This window comes from uncultured Campylobacter sp. (assembly GCF_938017615.1).
Classification (GTDB): Bacteria; Campylobacterota; Campylobacteria; order Campylobacterales; family Campylobacteraceae; genus Campylobacter_B.
On record NZ_CALIJA010000198.1, the window covers coordinates 1 to 12,129 of the forward strand.

General features: G+C 50.7%; 10 protein-coding genes. 7 read left to right on the forward strand and 3 right to left on the reverse strand.

Features of this window, described 5'->3' with window-relative positions:
- Positions 1-52: 52 nt before the first annotated feature.
- The 3 genes from Q0620_RS10060 to Q0620_RS10070 all read right to left on the reverse strand — a co-directional run bounded on the left by Q0620_RS10060 (position 53) and on the right by Q0620_RS10070 (position 3,085).
- Positions 53-583: an NAD(P)H-dependent oxidoreductase gene (locus Q0620_RS10060; RefSeq protein WP_298784955.1), complete on the reverse strand. Its 531-nt coding sequence runs from the start codon at positions 581-583 to the stop codon at positions 53-55.
- Positions 584-1,142: 559 nt separating this feature from the next.
- A complete protein-coding gene (locus Q0620_RS10065) occupies positions 1,143-1,943 on the reverse strand; it encodes a hypothetical protein (RefSeq protein WP_298784957.1) in 801 nt (266 codons plus the stop codon).
- Between the two features lie 11 nt (positions 1,944-1,954).
- Positions 1,955-3,085: a CinA family protein gene (locus tag Q0620_RS10070; RefSeq protein WP_298784959.1), complete on the reverse strand. Its 1,131-nt coding sequence runs from the start codon at positions 3,083-3,085 to the stop codon at positions 1,955-1,957.
- Positions 3,086-3,203: 118 nt separating this feature from the next.
- Here Q0620_RS10070 and ileS point away from each other — a divergent pair, with 118 nt between their 5' ends.
- The 7 genes from ileS to Q0620_RS10105 all read left to right on the forward strand — a co-directional run bounded on the left by ileS (position 3,204) and on the right by Q0620_RS10105 (position 11,976).
- Positions 3,204-5,963 (forward strand): isoleucine--tRNA ligase, encoded by a 2,760-nt coding sequence (gene ileS / locus Q0620_RS10075; RefSeq protein ID WP_298784961.1) that lies wholly within the window; start codon positions 3,204-3,206, stop codon positions 5,961-5,963.
- Between the two features lie 96 nt (positions 5,964-6,059).
- Entirely contained in the window at positions 6,060-7,418 is a 1,359-nt protein-coding gene (gene gatA / locus Q0620_RS10080) for an Asp-tRNA(Asn)/Glu-tRNA(Gln) amidotransferase subunit GatA (RefSeq protein ID WP_298784963.1), read from the forward strand.
- 2 nt (positions 7,419-7,420) lie between these two features.
- Entirely contained in the window at positions 7,421-8,872 is a 1,452-nt protein-coding gene (gene guaB, locus Q0620_RS10085) for an IMP dehydrogenase (protein ID WP_297950290.1), read from the forward strand.
- The gene (locus Q0620_RS10090; protein ID WP_298784965.1) at positions 8,869-9,975 is read left to right on the forward strand and encodes a homoserine O-acetyltransferase; all 1,107 of its coding nucleotides are present in this window, start codon (positions 8,869-8,871) and stop codon (positions 9,973-9,975) included. Before guaB ends, Q0620_RS10090 begins: the two co-directional genes overlap by 4 nt.
- On the forward strand, positions 9,965-10,150 hold the full coding sequence (gene xseB / locus Q0620_RS10095; RefSeq protein ID WP_005872361.1) for an exodeoxyribonuclease VII small subunit: 186 nt from the start codon (positions 9,965-9,967) through the stop codon (positions 10,148-10,150). Before Q0620_RS10090 ends, xseB begins: the two co-directional genes overlap by 11 nt.
- A gap of 9 nt (positions 10,151-10,159) precedes the next feature.
- The gene (locus tag Q0620_RS10100; RefSeq protein ID WP_298784967.1) at positions 10,160-11,314 is read left to right on the forward strand and encodes a carbon-nitrogen hydrolase family protein; all 1,155 of its coding nucleotides are present in this window, start codon (positions 10,160-10,162) and stop codon (positions 11,312-11,314) included.
- On the forward strand, positions 11,311-11,976 hold the full coding sequence (locus tag Q0620_RS10105) for a ThiF family adenylyltransferase (protein ID WP_298784969.1): 666 nt from the start codon (positions 11,311-11,313) through the stop codon (positions 11,974-11,976). The genes Q0620_RS10100 and Q0620_RS10105 overlap by 4 nt, the downstream gene beginning before the upstream one ends.
- Positions 11,977-12,129 lie beyond the last annotated feature (153 nt).

Here is a 12,129-nt window from a genome sequence, read left to right on the forward strand (position 1 = left end):
GCGTAAAATTTTAAACCTTTACGCGCGGCGGGCGGCTAGAAAAGCAAAGAATTTAAAGCTTATTTAAATACTTTATATAATTTTTCGCACTATTTTCTACGGCTTGCTCGCTTTTATCGTAAGTAAAGCCGTATGAGACGAAATTTGGCAGCGCAATCGCGCCGACGAAATTAAACGTAGCTTTAAATGGCGCTAGCACCTCATCCACGCTAAAGCCCACGATGCCGTTTTTAGAATAGTTTGTCTCGGTCGCGCCAAGCGAGATCGCAAGCGCGAATTTTTTGCCTTTAAGCTTACCGCCGCTCTCTGCGCCATAAGCCCAGCCGCGCGTAAAAACATCCTCAAACCACTGCTTAAGAAGCGGCGTGCAGTTTGAAAAACGAAACGGAAACTGAAGCACGATTTTATCGTGGCTTTCGAGCAGTTTTTGCTCCTTTTCCACATCGATTTTAAAATCCGCATAAAGCGCGTAAAGATCATGAAGCTCGAACTTATCAGGATGGGCTAGCATAGCATCCCTCCAGTGGCGGTTTACGAGCGAGTTTGCAATATTTGGATGAGCCAAAATAATGAGAGTTTTCATTTTTATCCTTTAAATTTGAAATTGCGGGGCGCATTATAGCCCTACTTCGTAAAATTTTTCTCGTTTTATCGCAAGCAGCCTTAAATTCTAAAGCTTTACCGGCCGCCACCTGCTTATCTTTACAGCAGCCTCAAAGAGTGCAAGTTTTAAATTCTAAACTTTCATCCACTACTCGCGCTTTATTTAGAAATGCTAGCCCTCGGGGCACTCGTCGCGTTTTACAGAGGTTTATCACTTCTTTGCAAATATTCATATTCCATTGCGGAGGCTCGCGCGAGTAAAATTTTAACGAAACCGCCGCGCAGGGGAAATTTTAATAAAATTTAGCATCGTTTCTCTGTGAGTATTCGCCACAACAAATAAAATTTAGATGAAATCTAGCCGCGCTTTAAACTATAAAACCTTGCCATCGGTTCCGTCATCGGGTTGCGGGTGCTCATCGCGCTCTTATGAGTGTCCGTCACGCTTTCGTGCAGGCTCGTTACGCTCCTGCGAAGACTTGCCGCTTTCCTGCGGGTGGCAGTCGCAACAAAAAATTTTGAGTAGAATTTAGCGTAATTTAAATTCTAAAGCTTTGCCTACCAGCCGCCTCTTCAGGATCTGAATTATCATCGCGCTCCTGCGAGCGCCCGCCGCGCTGCTCCTGTCTAGGCTGCACGCCAAAGCCCTCCAAGACCTTGCCTAAGCTCTCGTTTGCATCTTTTATAATTCCTTGCAGGCTCTGCCCCATTTTATAAAGGTTTTTACCCGCCTCGCGTGCCGCCGCCTCACCCTGCTTTATCAGATCCTTGGTCCTGTCTGCGTTGCGAGCGGCGAAATCGTTCAGCGCTTCGGGCGCTTTTTTCTGTAAATTTTGCAAGGCCTCGCCCAAAACTTTAGCATCGTTTGCAAGCTCGTCTATCGTGGAGTTCAGATCGGAGTTTTGCTTACTCTCAAAGCCCTGCGGCACGGAATTTAGCGTGGAGCCTTGCATAGAATTTTGTCCCAAGCCATCCGCGCTTTTATTAAAATTTCGCCCTTGATTACTCGCGCTAAAATTCTGTTCCGATCGTGCGCTTTGTTCGCGATCTTGCGCGTCTGATCCGCCGTCGCAGCCGCTTAAAATACATATCGCGGCTAACGCCAAAGTAAAATTTCGCGCCGCGTTTATAAAACTAAAATTTCTAGCGCGACCCGCTGAGATAAAATTTCGCCCGTCGCTAGCCCGAGTAAAATTCTGCCAGCCGTCCGCCGAAGTAAAATTTCGCGCACCGCCGGCTAAAACAAAATTTCGCGGCCGTCTAAAGCCCTGCTCGCCGCTCGCTCTGATAAAATTCTGCGCCGAATCGCCTCCGCGCCTTTTCAAAATTCGTCTTTTCAAAATCCGCTCCTTTAAATTTCATCTCTCGCAGGCGCGCTCGGAAGCCGCCCGAAAAACAGATCGCTTCTAAGCTTCAAAAGCAAGCAGATAGCGATATCGGCGCTTTGTTCGCGGATGTAGTTTCGATCGCCTTTTAGATGAAATTCCCCGACGATCTGTTTGCCGCCCTGCTCCTTTGCGCCGATAAAGACCGTCCCTACGGGCTTTTGCGCGCTTCCGCCGCCGGGGCCCGCGATACCGCTTACCGCAAGAGCGAAGCTCGCCCCGCTGCTTTGTAGCGCGCCTTCAAGCATCTCGCCCACGGTCTGCGCGCTAACCGCGCCGTAGCGAGCGAGCGTATCTTCACTTACGTTGAGCCAGAGATTTTTTATCTCGTTGGCGTAGCTTACGAGCGAGCCGTCAAAAACGTCGCTCACGCCCGCAACCGCGCCGAATTTTGCGGCGATGAGCCCTGCGGTGCAGCTTTCGGCAAAGGTGATCTTAGCGCCTATTTCGCGCAGTCTATCTACTACAAAGCCCATAAAATCGCCGCCTTCGATGTAGCAGCTCTCATAATACTTGCCGACGCTTTGCAAAAACGCATCCAGCGCTCCGAATTTCATCGCACTGGCGCGCACTAGCAGCAAAAAGGAGCTGAGCCTGCTGATCGTAAGCGAAATTTTATAACTGATCGCAAGGCTCTCTAGGCGCTGCTTTACGCTTTCGTATTCGCAATCGAATAGATAAAAACTCTCGCCCGCATTCGGCGCGTCTTGGAGGATCGGCGGCAAGCTCTGTAAGCAAAGAGCCTTGATCACGTTTACCGAGCAGCCTCTGACGTTTAGCAGGAAGCTGTTTTTAGCCACCGTGCGCGCCATCGAGGGCGCTAGGGTTTCTCCGTTTTTCAGCTCGAGCGAATCGAAAGAGAGCGTGGATAAAATTTTACCGACGACCGCGTAGGCGGAGTTTGCCGCAAAGATCGTGATAAAATCGTACGAATCGATCATCTTTTCAAGCGCGAAGGGCAAAACCTTATCGTTTTCGCTTAAGAATTTCAGATCGTCCATCCGCCCAAAAACTCGTTCATAGCTGCGAGAAATATAGCTCATCAAAGCCGCGTCGTAGCGGATCTCCTCGCCGATTACAAGGATGATATTTTTCATAAAGACCCTCATTAAATTTTCGCACATTATAGCATAAACGCAGACTGCTCTTTCAGAGCTTTTTAATGGCGTTTTGGATAAACTTCACAAATTTTTTAAGACACGAAAAGGTACAAATATGGACTACAAAGATACTCTCTTTCTTCCTACGACGGACTTTGCGATGCGAGGCGCACTGCCGCAAAACGAACCTGCGCGGTTTAAGGCATGGTACGACGAGCGTAAAATTTACGAAAAGATGAAAGCTAGGCGCAAGGGCGCAAGCGTCAGCTTCAATATCCACGACGGCCCGCCGTATGCCAACGGACACCTCCACATCGGCCACGCGCTGAATAAAATTTTAAAAGACATCATCACCAAAACCCATTATTTCTTCGGCGAGGAGATCCGCTACGTGCCGGGCTGGGACTGCCACGGCCTGCCGATCGAGCAGCAAGTAGAGATCAAACTAGGCGAGCGGAAAAAATCGCTTTCAAAAGTGCAGATACGCGAGCTTTGCAGACAGCACGCCAAAGAATTCATCGACGTGCAGCGCAATGAATTTAAAGATATGGGAATTTTGGGCGACTGGGACGATCCGTATCTGACGCTAAAATTTGAGTTTGAGGCTGAAATTTACAAAGCGCTCTGCCAGATCGCTAAAAAAGGAATTCTGATCGAACGAAGTAAGCCCGTGTTTTGGAGCTGGGCGGCAAAGAGCGCGCTCGCAGAAGCCGAGGTCGAGTACAAAGATAAAGAGGACTACTCGATCTTCGTGGCGTTCGATCTAAGCGGTGAAGCGAACGCTAAAATCGGCGCTAAAGGCGCTAAAGCGGTCATCTGGACGACCACGCCTTGGACGCTGCCCGCAAACGGCGCAATATCTTTGAACCCGAATGAAATTTATGCGCTGACGAGCGAAAATTTGATCCTTGCAAAACCTCTGGTCGAAAGCCTCGTAAGCCTGGGCATCACCAAGGGCGAGATCGTAAAAGAATTTAAAGCCGTCGAGCTTGAGGGCCTAAACGCGATCAATCCGCTAAATGATAGAGCTTCAAAGTTTATCCTCGGCGAGCACGTCCTGATGGACGGCGGCACCGGGCTCGTGCATACGGCTCCGGGACACGGCGAGGACGATTATTTCGTAGGGCTTAAATACGGCATCGAAGTGCTGATGCCCGTGGATGAGGGCGGCTGTTTCGATCAAACTCTTAAAACCAAAAAACTCTTCCGCGCAGACGTCGTAGATGAGTTCGTGGGGATGCATATTTTCAAAGCAAACGAGAAAATTTTAGAACTTCTAGGCCCCGCGCTTATCAAATCCGGTAAATTCGTCCACTCCTATCCGCACTGCTGGCGCACGCACAAGCCGGTGATCTACCGCGCGACGAAGCAGTGGTTTATCGCGATGGACGAGCCAATGCCTAGCGGCAAGACACTGCGTCAGGTGGCGCTAGAGCAGATCGGCAAGGTTAAATTTTATCCGCAAAGCGGCATCAACCGCCTAAGCTCGATGATAGAAAACCGCCCCGATTGGTGTATCTCGCGCCAAAGGGATTGGGGCGTGCCGATCGCGTTTTTCCGCGATAAAAGCACCAAAGAGCCAATATTCGACGAAAAAATTTTAAATAATATCTACGAAATTTTTAAGGCTAAGGGCGCGGATGCTTGGTGGCAGATGGAAATTTCGGAGCTCTTGCCACAGGACAGCGGCTATAAGCCTGAAAATTTAGAAAAGGTGATGGATATCTTAGACGTTTGGTTCGATAGCGGCTCGACGTGGAAAGCGGTGCTGCAAAGCGGCGCCTACGATGCGGGCAAATTCCCTGCGGATATGTATCTTGAGGGCAGCGACCAACACCGCGGCTGGTTTCAAAGCTCACTGCTTCTAAGCTGCGCGATCAACGAATGCGCGCCGTACAAAAGCATACTCACGCACGGATTTACCGTCGATGAGAAGGGCCAAAAGATGAGTAAGTCCGTCGGAAACGTCGTCTATCCGCAAGAGGTCGCAAAGAGCCACGGCGTGGAAATTTTACGCCTTTGGGTCGCGATGAGCGATTATTCGACCGATCTAAAGATCAGCGACAATATCCTTAAGCAGGTAAGCGAGCAGTACCGCAAGATCCGAAATACTATAAGATTTCTGCTCGCAAGCACCAGTGATTTAAATGAGATCGAGACGAGTAATTTTACGCGGCTTGACCGCTGGATCCTAACGCGCGCGGCAAACGCCTTTGCGAGTGCGGAAGCAGCGTTTAGAAACTACGATTTTTCAAAAGGCTTCAACGCTTTGCTAAATTTCTTAAGCGCCGATCTGAGCGGAATTTATCTTGATATTTGCAAAGATAGGCTCTATTGCGACGCACCTGACGAGCCGCGCCGCAGAAGCGCGCAAAGCGCGATCGCACTGATTACACGAGCTCTGCTGCCTCTGATCGCGCCTACGCTAACCTACACGATTGACGAAGTGATGGAATTTGCGCCGCAAATCATTAAAGAGGGCAAAGAAGACGCTTTCGATCTAATCTACAAGCCGATAGAATTTGACGATTTTCTAGAATTTGACGAAATTTTAATCAAATCCAGGGAGAAATTTTTCGAACTCATTGACGCGCTGAAAAAGGACAAGATCATCAAATCGACGCTTGAGCTGGTTTTGCAGACGAGCTCGAACGAAATTTTATCAAACGACATTCTAGGCGTGGCGGATTGGTTCATGGTAAGCGACGTGGACACTCTGCAAAGCGAGGAGGCTCTGGCGGAATTTAAGATAAACGACGAAATTTTCCGCCTCGTAAAATCATCGAAGCACAAATGCCCGAGATGCTGGAAATTTAACTCAAAAGAGCCTGATGAGCTCTGCCCGCGCTGCGCGAAGGTCATGCATGCTCGCTAGCCCCATAAGTCTAGGCTTCGTATTTTTTACGATCGCGCTGATCTGCGTAGCAACGGGCGTGGGGATCTATTTCGTGAATAAATTTAAGGATGGCAGATGATAAGTTTGAAAGAGGCTCTAAAGCTGAGCGCGGATGAAATTTCGGCGCTTAGAGCGGAGCTAAAGGATAAAATTTTAAAAACCAAAGAGCTCGGCGCCTACGTCGAGCAGCTCACGGGTGAGGCTTTAAACATCAGCGGCGAGGGCGTGCCGATCGCGGTCAAAGATAACATTCAGGTAAAAGACTGGAGCGTTACCTCGGCGAGCAAAATTTTGCAAGGCTACGTTGCGCCATACGACGCGACTGTGATCAAAAAGCTACGCGAGCACGGTATGGCGCCGTTTGGACGAACGAATATGGATGAGTTTGCGATGGGAAGCACGACTGAGAGCTCATTCTACGGCAAAACTCTCAATCCGACCGATCACTCGCGCGTACCAGGCGGCAGTAGCGGCGGAAGCGCGGCTGCCGTAGCGGCAAATATCGCCGTAGCCGCACTCGGAAGCGATACGGGTGGCTCGATCCGCCAACCGGCGGCATTTTGCGGCTGCGTAGGCTTTAAGCCGAGCTACGGCAGGGTCAGCCGCTACGGGCTCGCGGCGTATTCAAGCAGCCTCGATCAGATAGGACCGATTACGCGCAGCGTCGAGGATGCGGCGATCTTATACGACATCATCGCAGGCCGCGACGAGATGGACAGCACGAGCTACGCGGACTCTTACGAAAGCACCGCGGATAAGCTAAACGGAGATCGCAAACTTAAGATCGCCGTTATAAAAAATTATATCGACGAGGCCTCGCAGCAGGTCAAAGAGGCTCTAAATTTAACTATAGAAAAACTAAAATCATTCGGGCATGAGATCGTTTATCGCGATCTTTGCAGCTCCAAATATGACATCGCGACCTACTACATCATCGCAACCGCCGAGGCTAGCGCAAATTTAAGCCGCTACGACGGCGTGCGCTACGGAAACCGCGCGAAGGCTCTAAATTTAAAAGAGCTCTACGCCAACACCCGCGGCGAAGGATTTGGCGACGAGGTCAAGCGCCGCATGCTTCTAGGCACCTTCGTGCTAAGCAGCGGCTATTACGACGCGTATTACATCAAGGCACAGAAGGCAAGAGCCTTCATCAAAAGCGAATATGAGGAAATTTTAAAAGACGCCGATTTGATCTTTATGCCGATCGCGCCAGGCGTGGCATATAAATTCGGCGAGCTTAGCGATCCGCTTCGCGCGTATCTTAGCGACATCTACACGATCGGCGTAAATTTAGCGGGGCTTCCCGCAATCTCCGTGCCGGTAGCGAAAAACAAAGAGGCTCTTAATATCAGCGCGCAGCTCATCGGGCGCGCCTACGACGAACAAACGGTGCTGGACGGCGGCTTGAGTTTAGAAAAAATCGTGAAAGGATAAGTATGAAGATCGTCAAAAAGGCTCTGACCTTCGAGGATGTTTTGTTGGTACCCCAATACTCTGAAATTTTACCCAAAGAGGTCGATATCAGCACGAGTTTTACGAAAAATATCACGCTAAATACCCCTCTTGTGAGTGCTGCGATGGATACGGTCACCGAGTATCGCACCGCGATAATGATGGCGCGCCTCGGCGGCATCGGCGTGATCCATAAAAATATGGACGAGGACTCCCAAGCCAAGATGGTTCGCCGCGTAAAAAAGAGCGAAAGCGGCGTCATTATCGACCCTATCTCGATCAAGGCGGACGCCACGATAAAAGACGCTCTCGATCTGATGAGCGAGTACCATATTAGCGGCATTCCCGTTATCGACGACAACGGCGTGCTGATTGGAATTTTAACCAATCGCGATCTGCGCTTTGAAACCGACACCGCCGCGCTAGTAGGCGAGAAGATGACCAAAGCTCCGCTAATTACCGCTCCAAAGGGTTGCACGCTTGATGATGCGGAGAAAATTTTTAGAAACAATAAGGTAGAAAAGCTTCCGATAATCGATGCAAACGGCCATTTAGAGGGGCTTATTACGATTAAAGACCTTAAAAAGCGCATCGAATATCCAAGCGCCAATAAAGACAAATTCGGCCGCCTTCGCGTCGCCGCGGCGATCAGCGTAGGCCATCTGCAAAGAGCCGAAGCTCTCGTCAAAGCGGGCGTCGATGCGCTTGTAATGGACTCTGCGCACGGACACTCCAAAGGCATTATCGACACGCTTAAGGAGCTGAAGCGAAATTTTGACGTGGATGTAGTAGTAGGAAACGTCGCAAACCCCGCCAGTATAAAGGATATCGCAAACGCGGGAGCAGACGCGATTAAAGTAGGTATCGGCCCGGGCTCGATCTGCACTACGCGCATCGTAGCTGGCGTGGGCGTGCCGCAGTTTACCGCGATCAACGATTGCGCGATCGAGGCGGCTAAATTTGGAATTCCGATCATCGCAGACGGCGGCATCAAATACTCGGGCGACATCGCCAAAGCCCTAGCCGCGGGCGCAAGCTCGGTGATGATGGGAAGCCTGCTTGCGGGCTGCTACGAAACCCCGGGCGAGCTCATTACGTTTCAGGGCCGCCAGTACAAAACCTACCGCGGTATGGGATCGCTTGCGGCGATGCAGAAGGGAAGCTCGGATCGCTACTTTCAAGACGGCACCGCAAAAGAAAAGCTCGTACCTGAAGGCGTTGAGGGGCGCGTGCCTTACGCAGGTATGCTAAAAGACGTGATCTTTCAGCTGCTAGGCGGCTTGCGAAGCTCGATGGGATACTGCGGCAGCAAGGATATCGCGACCTTTCAGCAAAAGGCGGAATTCGTCGAGATCACGAGCGCAGGTCTTAAAGAAAGCCACGTCCACGACGTCATCATCACGCAGGAAGCGCCAAATTACCGAGTAAATCAGTGATCCTTCAGAGCAAAATTCAAAATTTCGACGAGCCGCTCTATCTGGAGAGCGGCCGCGTCTTTTCTAACTTCAAGCTCGCCTATGAAACCTACGGCGAGCTAAATTCCGATAAATCAAACGTCATCGTCATCTGCCACGCCTTAACGGGCTCCGCGCACGCCGCGGGACTTTACGAGGGCGACGTTAAGCCCGGCTGGTGGGACGGGCTCATCGGCGATCATAAAGCGGTCGATACGACAAAATTTTTCGTCATCTGCATAAACATTTTAGCTTCGCCGTTCGGCTCGACATGCCCGCTTGATGTCGATGAAAGCAGCGGTCGCGAGTACCGCTTGCGCTTTCCGGTAGTGGTCGTCTCAGACGTCGTGCGCGCGCAGATGATGCTTTTAAAGCGCCTCGGTATCGCTCGCGCCCGCGCCGTTATCGGCGGCAGCTTGGGCGGCATGCAGGCGCTGTGCTATGCGATCGAATATCCGGAATTTGCGGATGAAATTTTCGTACTCGCAAGCACCTACGCCACGCAGCCTTGGGCGATCGCGTTTAATAAGATCGCGACCGAGGCCATCTTGCGCGATCCAAATTTCAAAGGCGGTAACTACGATAAAAATCTGATCGCCGAGCACGGACTTGACGGCATGGCGGTGGGGCGCATGGCGGGGCATATAAGTTTTTTAAGCCCAAGCTCGATGCAGGATAAATTCGGGCGCAACTACGTCGAAACGGACGGTCTTTACGAGATTGGCGGGCGTTTTCAGGTCGATCGCTACCTTGAATACAACGGCGAAAATTTCGCGCGCAGATTCGATCCGCTATGCTATCTCTACATCGCCAAGATGATGAATATATTTGATTGCACGCGCCACTACGGCAATCTCAAAAACGCCTGCGCGCAGATCAGATCGCGCCTGCACCTCATCTCTTTCAAAGGCGACGTGCTCTTTCCGCCGGGGCTGATGAAAGAAATTTACGATGCGATGAGCGATCTGGGCAAAAAGGATCGCGCGAGCTACGCGCAGATCGACAGCGACTACGGACACGACGCGTTTTTGGTCGAGATAGAAAAATTTGATTACATCATAAAAAGGATTTTGGATGAGTTTTGAGGAAAAAATGGAGAAGATTAACGCGCTTTTAAAGAGCCTAAACGACAAGGATCTGAGCCTAGAGGAGAGTGTGAAGCTGTATAAACAGGGCGTGGCGCTGCTAAAGGAGGCGAAGGAAATTTTAGAAAACGCTAAGCTCGAGGTTGCCGAAATAAACGCACCCGAGCAGGCTTAGGAGGCGACAATGATAAATGTATGCGTTTTGCAACTACCGACGCTTTCGATGAGCGAAAATCGGATCGATTACTATATGAAGGTCGCCAAAGACAACGGCGCGCGGATCGTGTTGCTGGGCGAATATGAGCTAAATTCCTTCTTTAGCGAGCTTAAAAAGATGCCCCGCTCCATCGCGTGCGAACAGAGCGAGCATAAGCAGGAGCTGATGGCGCGGCTTGCCGCTAAATACGACCTGCATATCGTAGCGCCGATAATCAGAGCCGCAAGCGGTGCGATTTTGAGGCAGGCGGGCATTTTCGGCGGCGCGGCTAAAAAAAGTGCGCGCTGCGGCGGCGGCGAAAATTCTTTAAGCCTTAAAGGCGAGCAGGGTTGCAAGGGCGAGCTAAATTCCAAGAGCGATTTAAATTCCAACGGCTGCTCAAATTCTAAAGACGCTTTAAATTCTAAAAACGAGCAGAGTTCCAAAGGCGGCTTAAGCTCCTACGGCACAAAATCTTTAAATTTCAAAGCCGCAAATTTAAAAAGCGCCTCCGAAGCCCCAAACGCTTTAAATTCCGAAGAAAGCCAAAAAGACGCGGGCGAAGAGGAGATCTTTTGTGCGAGCGAAAACGAGCCCATCTGGGTGAAATCCTGCGCGAAATTTTCGCCCTCGGAGGTGAAATTTTACGATCAAAATATCCTGATGGACTATCCGCACTGGAACGAAGAGGGTTTTTTCGCCAACCGCAAAAGCCGCAAAATCGGTAAAATTTCGCCGATGATCTTTAGCGAGGGCGGCGTAAAATTCGGCGTGTGTTTCGGCTACGAGGCGCATTTTGACGTATTTTGGCGCTATTTTATGCAAAAAAACGTCGGCTGCGTGCTCGTGCCGTGCGCTTCGACCTTCGAAAGCGGCGGGCGCTGGCGCGAGCTTTTGAAGATACGCGCGTTTACGAACTCGCTCTACGTCATCCGTGCCAACCGCATCGGCGAGGCAAAATTCGGCGAGAGCGAGTTTAAATTTTACGGCGAGAGCTTCGTCGTAACCCCCGGCGGCGAGATCGCAAACGAGCTGAAAAACGAAGAGGGCGTGCTGATGTGCGAAGTGGACGCGGACGAGATCGCTGCGGCGCGCGGACTGTGGAAATTCCGCAAAAACCTAGTTAGCAGGGGGCTTTTATGAACTACTTTCACAGACAGATCCAACTTTGGGGCGAACAGACGCAGCGCGCGCTTGCGGATAAGCGCATCTTAATCATCGGCGCGGGCGGGCTTGGAAGCAGCCTTTCTTACGCTCTGGGCGCAAGCGGTATCGGGCGAATCAGCGTCGTGGATTTCGACACGGTGGCGCTTCACAACATCCACAGGCAAATTTTATTCATGCTCGAAGACGAGGGTAAATTTAAAGCGGACGTTTTTAAAAGCCGCACGGAAAGCCGCTACGACGGCGTGAGCGTGGAGGTGCACAAGAGTCGCGCGGAGGAATTTTTCGCTAGTGCGACCGCCTCGGGCGAGAAATTTGATCTCATTTTGGATGCGACCGATAATCTCGCCACGCGCGCGCAGATCGATGCGTTTGCTAAGCAAATAGGCGTACCGTGGGTGTTTGCGTCGGTGGACAGCTGGCAGTGCCAAGTCTGCTTCGTGCAGAATGCGGATTTTAAATTTTTCCCGAGCCTAAACGCGACGCCTGCGGGCATAACGGCTGCGATCGTGATGTTTGCGGCAAGCTTTGAGGCAAACCTCGCTCTGCGCTACCTAGCGGGGCTTGAGGTCGAAAAAGACCTGTTTTACTACGCGAACTTTTTTGGCGGCGAGCTGGAAGTTAGGAAGATAAGGTTGTAGTTTTGGCTCGGGCTAGTTTAAATTTAAGCCCGAGCTTGTGGGTTGACTTTATATCAAAAAGCTAACTTTGAGTATGTTGATTTAACTCTTGCTCCGCCATTTTATTCTCCTTAATATTTAGTTTTGATGACATTTTTTTCTTGCATTTTTTAT

What these genes read in the sequence shown, in the direction of transcription:
- Q0620_RS10060 (WP_298784955.1), bottom strand. Translation starts at nt 583, where the DNA reads ATGAAAACTCTCATTATTTTGGCTCATCCAAATATTGCAAACTCGCTC.
- Q0620_RS10070 (WP_298784959.1), bottom strand. Translation starts at nt 3,085, where the DNA reads ATGAAAAATATCATCCTTGTAATCGGCGAGGAGATCCGCTACGACGCG.
- ileS (WP_298784961.1), top strand. Translation starts at nt 3,204, where the DNA reads ATGGACTACAAAGATACTCTCTTTCTTCCTACGACGGACTTTGCGATG.
- gatA (WP_298784963.1), top strand. Translation starts at nt 6,060, where the DNA reads ATGATAAGTTTGAAAGAGGCTCTAAAGCTGAGCGCGGATGAAATTTCG.
- guaB (WP_297950290.1), top strand. Translation starts at nt 7,421, where the DNA reads ATGAAGATCGTCAAAAAGGCTCTGACCTTCGAGGATGTTTTGTTGGTA.
- xseB (WP_005872361.1), top strand. Translation starts at nt 9,965, where the DNA reads ATGAGTTTTGAGGAAAAAATGGAGAAGATTAACGCGCTTTTAAAGAGC.
- Q0620_RS10100 (WP_298784967.1), top strand. Translation starts at nt 10,160, where the DNA reads ATGATAAATGTATGCGTTTTGCAACTACCGACGCTTTCGATGAGCGAA.
- Q0620_RS10105 (WP_298784969.1), top strand. Translation starts at nt 11,311, where the DNA reads ATGAACTACTTTCACAGACAGATCCAACTTTGGGGCGAACAGACGCAG.